General features: G+C 70.0%; 13 protein-coding genes and 1 tRNA gene. 8 read left to right on the top strand and 6 right to left on the bottom strand.

The annotated features are described in order from the left end of the window. Positions 1-12: 12 nt before the first annotated feature. Genes J2X68_RS18195 through J2X68_RS18175 form a run of 5 tightly spaced genes read left to right on the top strand, consistent with a single transcriptional unit; the run spans position 13 to position 3,375 of the window. The gene (locus J2X68_RS18195; protein WP_310433799.1) at positions 13-690 is read left to right on the top strand and encodes a class E sortase; all 678 of its coding nucleotides are present in this window, start codon (positions 13-15) and stop codon (positions 688-690) included. 52 nt (positions 691-742) lie between these two features. Then, the gene (locus J2X68_RS18190) at positions 743-904 is read left to right on the top strand and encodes a hypothetical protein (protein ID WP_310433599.1); all 162 of its coding nucleotides are present in this window, start codon (positions 743-745) and stop codon (positions 902-904) included. Further along, on the top strand, positions 901-1,539 hold the full coding sequence (locus J2X68_RS18185; protein WP_310433598.1) for an aminodeoxychorismate/anthranilate synthase component II: 639 nt from the start codon (positions 901-903) through the stop codon (positions 1,537-1,539). Before J2X68_RS18190 ends, J2X68_RS18185 begins: the two co-directional genes overlap by 4 nt. Then, entirely contained in the window at positions 1,536-2,591 is a 1,056-nt protein-coding gene (locus tag J2X68_RS18180; RefSeq protein WP_310433597.1) for a class E sortase, read from the top strand. The genes J2X68_RS18185 and J2X68_RS18180 overlap by 4 nt, the downstream gene beginning before the upstream one ends. A gap of 22 nt (positions 2,592-2,613) precedes the next feature. Next, on the top strand, positions 2,614-3,375 hold the full coding sequence (locus tag J2X68_RS18175) for a class E sortase (protein WP_310433596.1): 762 nt from the start codon (positions 2,614-2,616) through the stop codon (positions 3,373-3,375). A 164-nt stretch (positions 3,376-3,539) separates the two neighbouring features. Here the strand turns inward: J2X68_RS18175 and pknB are convergent, their stop codons facing one another. The 6 genes from pknB to J2X68_RS18145 form a co-directional block, all read right to left on the bottom strand. Beyond that, a complete protein-coding gene (gene pknB / locus J2X68_RS18170; protein ID WP_310433595.1) occupies positions 3,540-5,522 on the bottom strand; it encodes a Stk1 family PASTA domain-containing Ser/Thr kinase in 1,983 nt (660 codons plus the stop codon). A 169-nt stretch (positions 5,523-5,691) separates the two neighbouring features. Next, positions 5,692-7,161, bottom strand: coding sequence for a penicillin-binding protein 2 (locus tag J2X68_RS18165; protein WP_310433594.1), 1,470 nt, complete (start codon positions 7,159-7,161; stop codon positions 5,692-5,694). Then, a complete protein-coding gene (locus tag J2X68_RS18160) occupies positions 7,158-8,597 on the bottom strand; it encodes an FtsW/RodA/SpoVE family cell cycle protein (protein WP_057606287.1) in 1,440 nt (479 codons plus the stop codon). The genes J2X68_RS18165 and J2X68_RS18160 overlap by 4 nt, the downstream gene beginning before the upstream one ends. Before the next feature lie 27 nt (positions 8,598-8,624). Continuing rightward, a complete protein-coding gene (locus J2X68_RS18155; protein WP_310433798.1) occupies positions 8,625-10,145 on the bottom strand; it encodes a Stp1/IreP family PP2C-type Ser/Thr phosphatase in 1,521 nt (506 codons plus the stop codon). Positions 10,146-10,285: 140 nt separating this feature from the next. Beyond that, positions 10,286-10,798: an FHA domain-containing protein gene (locus J2X68_RS18150; protein WP_310433593.1), complete on the bottom strand. Its 513-nt coding sequence runs from the start codon at positions 10,796-10,798 to the stop codon at positions 10,286-10,288. Positions 10,799-10,808: 10 nt separating this feature from the next. Beyond that, complete coding sequence (locus J2X68_RS18145) at positions 10,809-11,681, bottom strand: DUF3662 and FHA domain-containing protein (protein WP_310433592.1); 873 nt, start codon at positions 11,679-11,681, stop codon at positions 10,809-10,811. Positions 11,682-12,092: 411 nt separating this feature from the next. Here J2X68_RS18145 and J2X68_RS18140 point away from each other — a divergent pair. From J2X68_RS18140 to J2X68_RS18130, 3 genes are all read left to right on the top strand, one after another. After that, positions 12,093-12,179: transfer RNA gene (locus J2X68_RS18140), tRNA-Leu, on the top strand. Between the two features lie 756 nt (positions 12,180-12,935). Then, positions 12,936-14,381, top strand: a complete 1,446-nt coding sequence (locus J2X68_RS18135) for a DUF2252 domain-containing protein (protein ID WP_310433797.1) — start codon at positions 12,936-12,938, stop codon at positions 14,379-14,381. A 127-nt stretch (positions 14,382-14,508) separates the two neighbouring features. Next, positions 14,509-15,306, top strand: coding sequence for a J domain-containing protein (locus J2X68_RS18130; protein ID WP_310433591.1), 798 nt, complete (start codon positions 14,509-14,511; stop codon positions 15,304-15,306). Positions 15,307-15,402: the final 96 nt, after the last annotated feature.

Raw genomic sequence — 15,402 nt, 5'->3', positions numbered from 1 at the left:
GCGCCTGTGTCGGTGCGGGTGATCGTCAGGACGTTCAGCGAGCTGTGCATCACCGCCGGGGCCGTCATCGTCCTCTTCGTCGTCTACGTGCTGTTCTGGACCGGCGTACAGGCCGACCGCGTCATGGGCGACCAGATCGACGACCTCCACGACCGGTGGGCCCGAGGGACCGTGAGCCCCACCCCCGGCGCGACCGCCACCGTGCCGCCGGCGCCCTACCGCGGCGGCAAGGCCTTCGCGGTCATGTACATCCCACGTCTCGGTTCCACGTGGAACAAGCCGGTGCTGGAGGGCACGGCGACCGGCACCCTGAAGAAGGGGCTGGGGCACTACGCGGGCAGCGCGCGCCTCGGGCAGACCGGAAACTTCTCCGTCGCCGGCCACCGCCGTACCTACGGCGATCCTTTCAAGGACTTTCCCCTGCTCAGAAGGGGTGACGCGGTGGTCCTGACGGACGGGACGACCTGGTTCACCTATCGGATCGACAAAGGCCCCTACAAAACCGTTCCCTCGGACGTCGAGGTGATCGACGCTGTGCCACGTAAGTCGGGGTACACGCGTCCGGGCCGGTACCTGACGTTGACCACGTGCGATCCGGAATGGGGGCACAGTCACCGGCTGATCGTCTGGGCGCATCTCGACTCCACACAGCCCGTGGAGGCAGGCGAACCGAAGGCCCTGCGCCGTTAGTCTGGTGGCGTACGGCGTGAGTCAGGTGCCGTGATGCGACGGAAGGGACGGCATGTACGGCTGGATCTGGCGGCATCTGCCGGGAAACGCGTGGGTCAAGGCGCTGATCTCGATCATGCTGATCGTGGCCGTGGTGTACGCGCTGTTCCAGTACGTCTTCCCGTGGGCCGAACCGCTGCTTCCCTTCAACGATGTGACGGTGGACAACCAGTGAGCGCGCGCATTCTCGTCGTCGACAACTACGACAGCTTCGTCTTCAACCTGGTCCAGTACCTGTACCAGCTGGGCGCCGAGTGCGAGGTCCTGCGCAACGACGAGGTCTCCACGGCCCATGCCCAGGACGGCTTCGACGGGGTGCTGCTCTCCCCCGGGCCCGGCACGCCCGAGGAGGCCGGCGTCTGCATCGAGATGGTCCGGCACTGCGCGGCCACCGGCGTCCCCGTCTTCGGCGTCTGCCTGGGCATGCAGTCGATGCAGGTGGCGTACGGCGGCGTCGTGGACCGGGCGCCGGAGCTGCTGCACGGCAAGACCTCGCTGGTGGAGCACGAGGGCAGGGGCGTGTTCGCCGGCCTGCCGACCCCCTTCACCGCGACCCGCTACCACTCGCTGGCCGCCGAGCCGGCCACCGTCCCGGCCGCGCTCGAGGTCACGGCCCGTACGCACGACGGGATCATCATGGGCCTGCGCCACCGGGAACTGCCCGTCGAGGGCGTCCAGTTCCACCCCGAGTCGGTGCTGACCGAGCACGGGCACCGGATGCTGGCCAACTGGCTGGTGGAGTGCGGCGACCAGGGCGCGGTGGCGAGGTCGGCGGGGCTCGCCCCGGTGGTGGGCAGGGCCACGGCGTGACCGCGCTGCGCCCCGAGCGTGAGGACTCGTACGGCACCGCGCCGTACGAGTCGTTCGGCGGTGACGCCTACGGAGCCGGCCCCTACGGCGGGGAGCCGTACCAGCCGCCGGTCGACGAGGAGACGGTGGCGCTGCGGATACCGCCGGCGTCCATGTTCGGCGGCGACCCCATATCCGCTTCTGGCGGATCGGCGGCCTCCCCGGCCCCTGGAACCCCGGCGGGCGGTCGCGCGGCCCGCAGAAAGGCCGCCAAGGGCCGCCACGGCCGTCATGGCGGCCCGGGCGAGGCGACCGAGTCGTACAACGGGGCCCACCCGCCGGCCCAGGACGAGCGGCCGCTGTCCCGCGTCGAGGCACGCCGTCGGCAGCGGGCCCGCAAGCCGAGCGCCGCGGTGGTGGCCAGCCGGGCCGTCGGCGAGGTCTTCATCACCACGGGCGTGCTGATGCTGCTCTTCGTCACCTATCAGCTGTGGTGGACGAACGTGCGGGCGCACGCGCAGGCCGACAAGGAGGCCAGCAGCCTCCAGGACGACTGGGCGAACGGCAAGGGCGCCCCCGGGGTGTTCTCGCCGGGGCAGGGTTTCGCGATCCTGCACATCCCGAAGCTGGACGTCGTGGTGCCGATCGCCGAGGGCGTCAGCAACAAGAAGGTGCTCGACAAGGGCATGGTCGGGCACTACGGCGAGAGCCCGCTGCAGACCGCGATGCCCGACGCGAAGACCGGCAACTTCGGGCTCGCGGGCCACCGCAACACGCACGGCGAGCCGTTCCGCTACATCAACAGGCTCCAGGCGGGCGACGACATCGTCGTCGAGACGCAGGACGAGTACTTCGTCTACAAGATGGCGTCCTCGCTGCCGGTGACCGCGCCCAGCAACACGAGCGTCCTCGACCCCGTGCCCGCGGAGTCCGGATTCACCGGGCCGGGCCGGTACATCACCCTCACCACCTGCACCCCGGAGTTCACCAGCAAGTACCGCCTGATCGTCTGGGGCAAGATGGTCGAGGAACGGCCGCGCAGCAAGGGAAAGCCGGATGCGCTCGTCGAGTAGGCGTGCAGTCGAGTAGGGGCAGATGAACGTGGCAGCGACCACCGGCGACACCGAGCACGAGAAGCACCCGCGCGTGGACGCGCCCGATCCCGGGCCGCGGCGCCGCGGCGGCGGCAGGATCGCGATGGCCGTCAGCGTCTTCGGTGAACTCCTCATCACGGCCGGCCTGGTGCTCGGCCTGTTCGTCGTCTACTCCCTGTGGTGGACGAACGTCGTGGCCGACCGGCACGCGGACCGCCAGGGCGACAAGGTGCGCGACAACTGGGCCCAGCAGGACAGCGGTCCCGGGGCGCTCGACACCAAGGACGGCATCGGCTTCCTGCACGTGCCCGCGATGAAGAACGGCGAGGTGCTGGTCGAGAAGGGCACCTCGTCGAAGGTCCTCAACGAGGGCGTCGCCGGCTACTACACCGACCCCTTCAAGGCCGCACTCCCGACGAGCGGCAAGGAGGGCAACTTCACGCTCGCCGCCCACCGTGACGGCCACGGCGCGAAGTTCCACAACATCGACAAGCTGGAGAAGGGCGACCCGATCGTCTTCGAGACGAAGGACGACTGGTACGTCTACAAGGTGTACGCGGTCCTGCCCGAGACCTCGAAGTACAACGTCGAGGTCCTCGGCCGGATCCCCGAGGAGTCCGGCAAGAAGAAGGCCGGCCGCTACATCACCCTGACGACCTGCACGCCGGTCTACACGAGCCGCTACCGGTACGTGGTGTGGGGGGAGTTGGAGCGCGTGGAGAAGGTGGACGCGAACCGGACGCCGCCGAAGGAACTGAGCTAGACCGCGGCCCGGCCCGGGCAGCACGAGGCGCGAGGGCTCCGGGCCGACGAGGGCGGAAAGGCTCAGGGCCGCACGAAGCACTGAGGCTCCGTACCGCACGAAGCGACAAAGGCGTGGGCCCCACCGGATGCGTCCGGTGGGGCCCACGCCTTTGCCGGGTGCGGTCAACCGCTGGTGCCACCGAAGAAGTTGATGCCGCCGTTGTTGCCGCCGTTGTTGTTGTCGCCGTTCTTGACGGCGACCAGGTTCACCGTCTGGCCCTTGTTGACGGTGCTGCCGGGGGCCGGGTCCGAGCTGATCACCTGGGCGTCGTCGTCCGAGTTGCCGGTGATGCTGCCGACGTTGAGTCCCGCGTCCTGGAGCGCCTTCTTGGCGTCCTTGACGCTCAGGCCCTGGAGGTTGGAGGGGACCTGGGTCTGGTTGCTCTTGCCGATCTGGATCTGGACCGTGGAGCCCTTGTCGGCCTGGGAACCGATCGACGGCACGGTCTGGATGACCTTGCCGACCTGGTTCTGGTCCTGGGTGTCGACCTCGACGCAGTTGCCCTTGAGGTCGTTCTGCTCCATCTGCGCCTTGGCGTCGTCGCAGCTCTTGTTGGAGACGTCCGGGACGGTCGCCTTCTCCTCGGCCTTGGCGATGGTCAGGGTGATGGTGGTGCCCTTCTCCACCTCCTTGCCGAGCTTCAGGCTCTGCTCCAGGACGGTGCCCTCCTCCTCGGTGGACACCTGCTCCTTGGTCTCCACGACGAGCTCGTACTGGTCGCCCTCCAGGAGCGCCTTGGCGTCCTCCAGGCTCTTGCCGAGGACACTGGGCACCGCCACCTTCGGCGCACCGGTCGAGACGACCAGGTTGACGGTGGAGTCCTTGTCGACCTTGGTCGCGGCGTCGGGGTCCTGGTCGCAGATCTTGCCCTTGCTCTGGTCCGCGCAGGGCTTCTCGGTGACCGTTCCCAGCTTGAGGTTGCTGTTGGTCAGCTGTTTCTCGGCATCGGCCCGGACCTGGCCGACCAGGTTGGGCACGGCCACCGACTCGTTGTTCACGCCGCCGCTGAACACCCACTTGCCGATCAGCACCGCGCCGACGAGCACCAGGACCGCCGCGACGGCCAGCAGGATCGTCGAAGCGTTGGACTTCTTCTGGCGGCGCCGGTCGGGACGGTCGTCGTAGCCGTAGCCGCCGTCGTCCGGGTTCATGGGCGGCAGCATCGACGTGGCCCCGGCGTCCGCGGAGCGCAGGGCGGTGGTCGCCTGGTCGTCGCCGTAGCCGCCGTAACCGACGGAGCCCATGGCCGCCGTCGCGCCGACCGGCTGGCCGTCGAGGCAGGCCTCGATGTCGAGGCGCATCTCGTCGGCGGACTGGTAGCGGTAGTTCGGGTCCTTGACCAGCGCCTTCAGGACGATGGCGTCCATCTCGGGAGTGATCTCGGGGTCGAAGACGCTCGGCGGCTGCGGCTCCTCCCGGACGTGCTGGTAGGCCACGGCGACCGGGGAGTCGCCGACGAACGGCGGGCGGACCGTCAGCAGCTCGTAGAGCAGACAGCCGGACGAGTACAGGTCGGAGCGCGCGTCGACCTGCTCGCCCTTGGCCTGCTCCGGCGAGAGGTACTGGGCCGTGCCGATGACCGCGGACGTCTGGGTCATCGTCATCCCGGAGTCGCCCATGGCGCGGGCGATGCCGAAGTCCATGACCTTGACCTGGCCGTTGCGCGTCAGCATGACGTTCGCGGGCTTGATGTCGCGGTGGACGATGCCGGCGCGGTGCGAGTACTCGAGGGCCTGGAGGATGCCGATGGTCATCTCCAGCGTCCGCTCGGGCAGCAGCTTGCGGCCGGAGTGGAGCAGCTCACGGAGCGTGGAGCCGTCGACGTACTCCATGACGATGTACGGGATCGAGACCCCGTCGATGTAGTCCTCGCCCGTGTCGTAGACCGCGACGATCGCGGGGTGGTTGAGCGAGGCGGCAGACTGGGCCTCCCGGCGGAACCGGGCCTGGAAGGAAGGGTCGCGCGCGAGGTCCGCGCGCAGCGTCTTCACCGCCACGGTGCGGCCGAGGCGGGTGTCATGCGCGAGATAGACCTCGGCCATGCCACCACGGCCGAGCACGTGGCCCAGCTCGTACCGGCCGCCGAGGCGACGCGGCTCTTCCATAGCTACCTACCAGCCCTCTCCGTCGGTCCCGACCGGCACACGTGTGCGGCCGGAGGCTACCGTCCGGGCATACCGTACCCGGACGGCGCTGTGTGACCTGGCCAAGCCCGTCACCCGATACAGGACCGGTATCGCAACGTGCACCGATGTGTAGGCGACGTGATGGGGGTCACTTCTTGCTGTCGATGACTGCCTTCATCACGTCCCTTGCGATCGGACCGGCGAGACCGCCACCGGTGATGTCGCCGCGGTCGGCGGCGCCGTCCTCGACGACGACGGCGACGGCCACCGGGGCACTGCCGTCGGACAGCTTCGCGTACGAGATGAACCAGGCGTACGGCTTCTCTTTGTTGTCGATGCCGTGCTGGGCGGTACCGGTCTTGCCGCCGACGGTGACGCCGTCGATCTGGGCCTTGCCGCCGGTGCCCTGCGGGTCGTTGACGACCGTCTCCATCATCTCCTGGAGGGCCTGCGCGGTCTTGGACGAGACGGCCTGCGACAGCTGCTGGGGCTCGGTCGTCTCCAGGGTGTCCAGGTTGGGGGCCTTCAGCTGGTCGACCATGTACGGCTTCATCAGCTTGCCGTCGTTGGCGACCGCCGAGGCGACCATGGCCATCTGGAGCGGGGTGGCGCGGTTGGAGCCCTGGCCGATGCCGTCCAGGGAGTTCTGCGGCCGGTTGTCCTCGGGGTAGATCGACTCGGCGGCGCGCACCGGGGTGTCCAGCTCGGCCTCGTTGAAGCCGAACTTCCCCGCCTGCTCGATCATCTTCTCGTTGCCGACGTTGTCGGCCATCTTCGCGAAGACGGTGTTGCAGGACACCATGAGCGCGTAGCGCAGCGTGGCGTTCTCGCAGGTGCCGTGCTCGTTGGTGAGCTTGCTCGAGGACTGCGGCAGCGGGAACGGGTCCGGGGTGTCGGTCTTCTCGTCGACGCCGGAGACCTCGCCGTTCTCCAGCGCCGCGGCGGCCGTGACCACCTTGAACGTGGAGCCGGGCGGGTAGGTCTCGCGCAGCGCGCGGTTGAGCATCGGGTCGTCGGCGTCGTTCTTCTTCTGGACGGCGTTCCACGCCTCGGCGTCCGCGTCGGAGGAGCCCGCGAACTTCGACGGGTCGTACGACGGGGTGGAGACCAGCGCCAGGATCTTGCCGGTGGACGGCTCGATCGCGGCGACCGCGCCCTTCTTGTCGCCCAGGCCCTTGTAGGCGGCCTTCTGCGCGGCGGCGTTGAGGGTGGTGACGACGCTGCCGCCCTCCTTCTCCTTGCCCGTGATCATGTCCAGGGTGTTGCGGAAGAAGAGCCGGTCGTCGTTGCCGCTGAGGATGCCGTCCTCGAGCTTCTCCAGCTGGTTGGCGCCGAAGGCCTGCGAGGAGTAGCCGGTGACCGGCGCCCACATCGCGCCGTTGGACCAGGTGCGCTTGTACTTGTAGTCGCCGGTGGTCTCGACCGAGCCGGTGATGGCCTTGCCGTCGACGATGATGTCGCCGCGCGGGGTCGAGTAGCGCGTGATGTTCACCCGGCGGTTCTTGGTGTCGCTGGCGAGGCTGTCCGCCTTGACGTACTGGAGGTAGTTGTCGCGCAGCAGCAGGGTGAGGACCAGGAGGCCGCAGAAGATCGCGATCCGGCGCAGGGGCTTGTTCATGACGGGCGGACCACCTGGGTCATCTCGGCGTCGGGGTTCGAGGCGGGGGCGGGCGCGGGACGGCGCGCGGTGTCGCTGATGCGGATCAGGATGCCGATCAGCGCCCAGTTGGCGATGACGGAGGAACCGCCGTAGGCCAGGAAGGGCATCGTCATACCGGTGAGCGGGATGAGGCCCATCACACCGCCGGCGACGACGAACACCTGGAGGGCGAAGGCGCCGGAGAGGCCGATGGCCAGCAGCTTGCCGAACGGGTCGCGGGCGGCGAGGGCGGTGCGCACACCGCGCTCGGCGATCAGGCCGTACAGCAGCAGGAGCGCCATGATGCCGGCCAGGCCGAGCTCCTCGCCGAAGGTGGCGAGGATGAAGTCGGAGTTGGCGGCGAACTTGATCAGCTCGGAGTGGCCCTGGCCCCAGCCGGTGCCGAGGGTGCCGCCGGAGCCGAACGCCCACAGGGCCTGCATGGCCTGCTCGGAGTGGCCGGCGACGCCCTGCTGGGAGAGCGTGTACTCCTTCATCGGGTCGAGCCAGGCCTGGACACGCTGCTGGACGTGGCTCTCGAACTGGGCCACGCCGACCGCGCCGGCCGCCGACATCAGCAGACCGAAGACGATCCAGCTGGTCCGCTCGGTGGCGACGTACAGCATGATGACGAACATTCCGAAGAACAGCAGCGAGGTGCCGAGGTCCGTCTCGAAGACCAGGATCAGGATCGAGATGATCCAGACGACGATGATCGGGCCGAGGTCGCGGCCGCGCGGCAGGTACAGACCGAGGACGCGGCGGCTGGCCAGGGCGAGCGCGTCGCGCTTCACCATCAGGTAGCCGGCGAAGAAGATCGCCAGCACGATCTTGGCGAACTCACCGGGCTGGATGGAGAAACCGGCGACCGAGATCCAGATCTTGGCGCCGTAGATGTTCTGTCCGAGGCCCGGGACGAGCGGCAGCAGCAGCAGGAAGATCGCGCCCACCATGGAGATGTAGGTGTAGCGCTGAAGCACGCGGTGGTCCTTGAGGAAGACCAGCACCACGACGAACAGCGCGATGCCCATCGCCGTGTACAGCAGCTGGCGCGGCGCGGCGGTACCGGCCTGTTCGATCCGCTGGAGCAGCTTGGACTGGTCGAGCCGCCAGATGGCGACGAGCCCGAGCCCGTTCAGCAGGGTGGCCACCGGCAGCAGGAGCGGGTCCGCGTAGGGCGCGAACTTGCGCACCACGAGGTGCGCGACACCGGCCAGCAGGCCGAGGCCGAGGCCGTAGCTCAGGAGGCCGGACGGCACCTGTTCGTTGATGGCGAGGCCCACGTTGGCGTAGGCGAAGACCGGGATGGCGACGGCGAACACCAGCAGCGCGAGCTCGGTGTTGCGCCGGCTCGGTGTACCGATCGAGCCGATCGTGGACGTGTGGTGCGTCGGCGAGTTGGTAGTACTGCTCATCGTGTGACGGGGCCTCTCACGGCTTGCCTACTGCTCACCGCACCGCGAGACGACCTTCTGCTCTTCCTCCGAAAGGCTGGGGCCGGGGGTGGGAGTGGCGGTCGCGGGTACGGACGGGGACGCGGTTGCCGAGGGGCTCGGCGATGCTTTGGACGTGACGGACGTGGGGGTGGTTCCCGTGGTGCCGCCGGCCTGGCTCTCGCCGGTCTTCGAGCCGGTCTTGCTCGCCGTGGGGCTTTCCGCGTGCTTCTTGCACGCGGAGGCCTGGACGGCAAGCTCGTCGATCTTCTTCTGGGCGGTGGAGAGGTTGCCCTCGGCGATCGTCGCCTCGACCAGCTTCTGCTGGTATTCCGGGAGGTACTTGAGTTCGATCTCGGGGTGGTCCTTCTCCACCTTCGACAGCGACACCCAGGCCAGGTCCTGGCTGATGCCCCGGTACAGCGCGACGTGCTCGTCCTTGGTGCCGACGTAGTACTGCGTCTGCGTCCAGCGCCAGCCGCCGTACAGGCCGCCGCCGATCACGGCGAGCGCGAGCACGCTGTAGAAGGATCTCTTCAGCCACCTGCGGCCCTTGCGGGGCTTGACGAAGTCGTCGTCGGTGTAGTCGCCGAAGCCGTCGGTGGGGATGAAACCGGTGATGTCGCCGGAGCCGGGCGGACCGAACTCGCCGCCTCCGCCCCGCCCCTGCTGCCTGCGGCCGAGGCCCGAGGCGCGTCCCGCGGGGGTCTGCATGATGCCGTTGTCGTGCAGCTGGAGCTGGTTCTCGGCGACCGCGCCGACCACGACCGGGGTGTCGGACAGCTGCCCGGCGAGGGTGTCGCCGGTGTCCAGGTCGAGGACGTCGGCGACGATGACCGTGATGTTGTCGGGGCCGCCGCCGCGCAACGCGAGCTGGATCAGCTCCTGCACGGTCTCCTGCGGGCCCTGGTAGCTGGCGAGGGTGTCCTCGAGCGTCTGGTGCGAGACGACGCCGGACAGGCCGTCGGAGCAGATCAGATAGCGGTCGCCGGCCCGGACCTCGCGGATCGACAGATCCGGCTCGACGTGCTCACCACTGCCCAACGCCCGCATCAGCAGCGAGCGTTGGGGGTGGGTGGTGGCTTCTTCCTCGGTGATGCGGCCCTCGTCGACGAGGCGCTGCACCCAGGTGTGGTCCTGGGTGATCTGCGTCAGCACGCCGTCGCGCAGCAGGTACGCGCGCGAGTCGCCGACGTGCACGAGCCCGAGGCGCTGGCCGGTCCACAGCAGCGCGGTCAGGGTGGTCCCCATGCCCTCGAGCTGGGGGTCCTCCTCGACCAGCGAGCGCAGCTGGTCGTTGGCGCGCTGGACGGCGGTGCCGAGCGAGGTGAGGACGTCGGAGCCGGGGACGTCGTCGTCGAGGGCGACGATGGTGGAGATGGCCTCGGAGGAGGCGACCTCACCGGCGGCGGCGCCGCCCATGCCGTCGGCGATGGCGAGCAGGCGGGGTCCGGCGTAACCGGAGTCCTCGTTGCCCTCCCGGATCATGCCCTTGTGCGATCCGGCGGCGAAACGCAGTGACAGGCTCATGCGCACCTCGCCCGTCGGCCCCGGGTACAGCCGGTCGTGTCGAGCCACACTGCCCACCCTCCGGTCGGGAGCACACGGGGGCCATGGGTGCCGGCCGCCGCCGCGTGCTCGCTCCGCTCGCACTCACTCATGATGTAGCACTACTTCCGCAGCTCGATGACGGTCTTGCCGATACGGATCGGCGCACCCAGCGGGATCGGCGTGGGAGTCGTCAGCCGCGATCGGTCGAGGTACGTGCCGTTGGTGGAGCCCAGGTCCTCGACGATCCACTGGCCGTCGCGGTCCGGGTAGATCCTGGCATGACGGCTGGAGGCGTAGTCGTCGTCCAGCACGATCGTGCTGTCGTGCGCCCGGCCCAGAGTGATGGTCTGGCCCTGGAGCGCGACGGTCGTGCCGGTGAGGGTGCCCTCGGACACGACCAGCTTGGTAGGTGCGTTGCGACGTGTGCGGCCAGCGGCGGGCTGCTGGCGCTGCTGCGGGGGCGCCTGCTGGCGCTGTGCCTGCTGCGCCCGCCCTGCCTCCCGGCGCGACCCGCGCTGGGTGACACGCGTACCGAAGAGGTCGCTGCGGATGACCTGCACGGCCACGATGACGAACAGCCACAGTACGGCCAGAAAACCCAGCCGCATGACCGTGAGGGTCAGCTCTGACATTGCCCCCGCTTCACCCTTCGGCTTGCCGGTAAATGATGGTGGTGCTGCCCACGACGATCCGCGAGCCGTCGCGGAGCGTAGCGCGGGTGGTGTGCTGCCCGTCCACCACGATGCCGTTGGTGGAGCCGAGATCCTGGATCGTCGAGGGCGAACCGGTCCGGATCTCACAGTGCCGGCGGGAGACGCCGGGGTCGTCGATCCGTACGTCCGCCTCGGTGCTGCGGCCCATGACGAGTGTGCCGCGGGAGATCTGGTGGCGGGTGCCGTTGATCTCGATCCAGTGGCGGGCGCGTGACCCGGGCTGCGGGGCCCCGGCCAGGCCGCCGCCCGCCGCACCGGGGCGCTGGGCGCTCGCGGCGGGCGGATAGCCGTAACTGCCGGCACGGGCGCCGGGCGGTGGGGCGGAGGGCATGGGCGGAGCGGCGGCGCCGGCTCCGGCCCCGGGATATCCGGACCCGCCGGGACGCTGTCGGCCGCCCGCGGGCGGCTGCTCCGGCGTCTGGCTGCTGGAGGAGGCGAGCGTACGGCTGCGCACCCGGTACAGGCCGGTGTCGAGGTCGTCCGCCTTCTCCAGGTTGACCTTGATCGGGCCCATGAAGGTGTAGCGCTGCTGCTTGGCGTAGTCGCGCACCATTCCGGCGAGCTCGTCGCCGAGCTGGCCGGAGTAGGGGCTGAGCCGCTCGTAGTCCGGCGTGCTCAGTTCCACGATGAAGTCGTTGGGGACGACGGTCCGGTCCCGGTTCCAGATGGTCGCGTTGTTGTCGCACTCGCGCTGGAGCGCGCCGGCGATCTCCACGGGCTGGACCTCGGACTTGAACACCTTCGCGAAGGTGCCGTTGACCAGACCCTCGAGACGCTGCTCGAACTTCTTCAGGACTCCCATGGGGCACCTCCTCCGTAGTGGCTGCTGTCCCGTGCCGTGCTGCCTGCCTGGTACTGCTTACTGATCGTATCCACGCGCCGGTGAATCGGCTGGTTCCCCCTGTCGGCCCCGTCGACGGGTGTCGACGCCCTCTTGCGCACCTGTTGCTGCCCAGGATCGTAGAGGCGGCCGAGGACCAGTGTCCCGCACCTGACTGTGGTCCTTGTCCGGCTCCCGGGGAGACGGCCGCCTTAGGTACGAGGTTGATACGTGAACCAGTCACCGCCGAGACGTACGGGGACCGCCGACGGCCTCCCACCTGCTCCCTGCCCGCACAGAAGGGATGTGAACGCACCCTGGACCGCGTGCTAATGTTCTGCGTGTCGGAAGGCGCCAGGCCGAAAAGCCCAGAAGCCCGAAGACACACCCAATGCGCGGGTGGCGGAATAGGCAGACGCGCTGGATTCAGGTTCCAGTGCCCGCAAGGGCGTGGGGGTTCAACTCCCCCCTCGCGCACCAGCCGAAAGCCCCGTAGGTCTCAGACCTACGGGGCTTTCGCATGTTCCGGGGCGGTGACGTCCGACGTGGGCAAGCCCGGGCCACGGTTGCTCACCGTGTGTGAGGAACATCTCAGAGCTATGGGTGGCGACGAGCGGTACGGGGCACCGGTCGCCGACGGAGGTCGTCCGAGGGTGCAGCGGGCGGCCGGGCGGCCGGGCGGCCGGGCGGCGGGCGGCCGGGCGGCGGGCGGCCGGGTGGTTGGTCAGTTGGTCGGCCGGTCCGGTTCTGTCCGAGATCTCTGCCGACGTGATCGCCGCGTGCGGTGAGACACCCGTGTGACGTCTCGGGTGAGGTGAGGCCGGGGGCGGCGTGGACGGGATGGGACGTTCTGTCCGTGAGGGTGTGTTTCACGTGAAACATGCCCGCGGTGCTGGAGCCGCGGTGCTGGAGCCGCGGTGCTGGAGCCGCGGTGCTGGGGTGGCAAGGGCGGGGTGGCAAGGGCGGGGCGGCAGGGGTGGAGCCGTCGTGCCGGACCTGTCGTCGTGGAGCCGTCGTCGTGGAGCCGGTGCCTACCATGAAGGAGTGGGTCGACCGGGCTGTCCCGCAGGGGTGGCGAGGGGTTTTCCACAGGCGGGAGGTTGTCCACAGGGGCTGCCGCCGTCAGGTCGTCGGGCTGTACGGTCGGCGCGGGTTGATGATCGGCTCGCCGAGCCGACTGTGTACGTGTGCAGGGAGGCGGTCGTGGTGACCGAGGCCGGTGGCGCGGGGACAGAGATGGGCGGGGCGGGCAGGATCCCCCGTGTGCGGGGCTTCGCCGAGTGGCCCACCGGGGGGTCCGCCGTGACGCCGGAAGCGGGGGCCGCCCCGGGGGCGCCCCGGACGGGGTCGCCCAAGGAGGCGGGCAAGGCGCTGCGCAGCCGGGTGCCGCGGTCCGCGCATGCCGTGCTCGAACTGGACCCCTCCCGGCCGGACGCGGTGGCGGCGGTCGAGGAGTCCGGCCGGGGCCGCATCCCGGAGCTGACCCCGATCCGGGTCGGCCGGATGTCGGCGACGCCGTTCGCGTTCCTGCGCGGCTCGGCCGGACTCATGGCGTACGACCTGGCCCGCACCGCCATGACCGGGATCCGCGCCCAGATCTGCGGCGACGCCCACGCGGCGAACTTCGGCCTGTACGGCGACGCGCGGGGCGGTCTGGTCATCGACCTGAACGACTTCGACGAGACCGTCGACGGTCCCTGGGAGTGGGACCTCAAGCGGCTCGCCGCCTCTCTGGTGCTCGCGGGCCGTGAGGCGGGCGCGGACGAGGACACCTGCCTCACGGCGGCACACGGCGCGGCCGGCTCCTACCGCCGGACGATGCGGCTGCTGGCGAAGCTCCCCGTGCTGGACGCGTGGAACGCCATCGCCGACGAGGAACTGGTCTCCCACACCGACGCGCACGACCTGCTGGGCACCCTGGAGCGGGTCTCGGAGAAGGCGCGGGCCAACACCAGCGGCCGGTTCGCGGCGAAGTCGACCGAGCCGACGGAGGACGGCGGCCGGCGCTTCGTCGACGCGGCGCCGGTCCTGCGCCGCGTCCCGGACGCGGAGGCCCGCGTGGTGGCCGCGTCACTGGAGAACTATCTGACCACCCTGTCCGAGGACCGTCACCCGCTGCTGGCCCGGCACGCGGTCCACGACGTCGCCTTCCGCATCGTCGGCACGGGCAGCGTGGGAACGCGGTCGTACGTGGTGCTGCTGCTCGACCACCGGGGCGAGCCGCTGATCCTCCAGGTGAAGGAGGCCCGCGCCTCGGCCCTGGTCCCGCATCTGCTGACCGCCGGCTTCGAGGTGCCGGAGGTGGAGCACGAGGGACGCCGGGTGGTCATCGGCCAGAAGCGCATGCAGGTGGTCAGCGACATCCTGCTGGGCTGGACGACGGTCGACGGACTCCCCTTCCAGGTACGGCAGTTCCGCAACCGCAAGGGAAGCGTCGACCCGGCCGCGCTCGCCGCCGACCAGATCGACGACTACGGCCGGATGACCGGCGCGCTCCTCGCCCGCGCCCACTCCCACAGCGCCGACCCCCGCCTCATCGCCGGTTACTGCGGCAAGAACGAGGAACTCGACGAGGCGATCGCCGCCTTCGCCGTGGCCTACGCCGACCGCACCGAGGCCGACCACTCGGACCTGGTGACGGCGGTGCGGGAGGGGCGGATCGCGGCGGAGACGGGCGTGTGAGGCGCGGCCGCGCGGAGTCGGAGCGGGGGAGCCCGGGCGGAAGGATCCGGCGGGACGGTCGGCGGGGGAAGGCCAGCGGGAGGGTCGTCCGGGTGGGTTCGGGGGAGCGTTGGCCTAGGCTGGTCGGGTGACGACCCCCGAAGCTGAGCAGCCCCGGCCCGAGGCACGGCTGGAGCAGGCCGTGCGGGCCGCCGAGCAGGCGTTGATCGAGTTCGAGATCGCGGTGGAGACCTTCCGCGTCGAGGTCGAGAACTTCTCGCGGCTCCACCATCAGAAACTCGGCCCGATGTACGCCCGGCTCGACGAACTGGACGCCCAGATCGCCGAGGCCCGGGCCGCGCGCAGCGGCGATCCCGAGGACCGGCAGAAGGCCGCCGAGGCGCGGGCCAGGGTGATGCCGATGCCCGGGGTCGAGGAGCTGTTCCACGGCTGGATGGACGGCGAAGGGCTGTTCCCCGAGGCCGAGGCGATGCTCACGGACCAGTCGGTCCGGCCTCCGCAGCGGGTGCGGCCCAGCGAGGAGGCCCGCAAGCTGTACCGCGAGCTGGCCCGCAAGGCGCACCCGGACCTGGCCCAGGAGGACGCGGAGCGGGCCCGGCGCGAGGAGTTCATCACCCGCGTCAACGCGGCCTACGCCCGGGGCGAGGAAGCGCTGCTGCGCGAACTGGCCGAGGAGTGGGCGGCCGGGCCGGCCCCCGCGGAGCGGAGCCCGAGCCCCAGCGAGGAGCTCTACGCCCGTCTCGAGTGGCTCGCTCAGCGCAAGGAGATGCTCGCGCTGGTCGCCCGCGAACTGGAGGGCAGCGCGATCGGCTCGATGCTCCGCATGGCGCCGGAGGACCCGGACCGGCTCCTGGACGAGATCGCCGACAAGCTCCTCGCGGACGTCTCCGCCCGCGAGGCCGAGCTGGCCGAGCTGGTGGGCTAGGTGTACTGACCCGTGAGGTTGGGGACGCGGCTGGCGGGTGGTTGGCCTTTCAGCGCGGTGTGTCCGCGGTGGTGATTGTAGGTGTGCAGCCATCCG

The sequence above is a fragment of the Streptomyces sp. 3330 genome, assembly GCF_031456635.1.
Lineage (GTDB): Bacteria > Actinomycetota > Actinomycetes > Streptomycetales > Streptomycetaceae > Streptomyces.
Note: the sequence above shows the minus strand (reverse complement) of the source record. Positions and strands in the feature narration are given on the sequence as shown.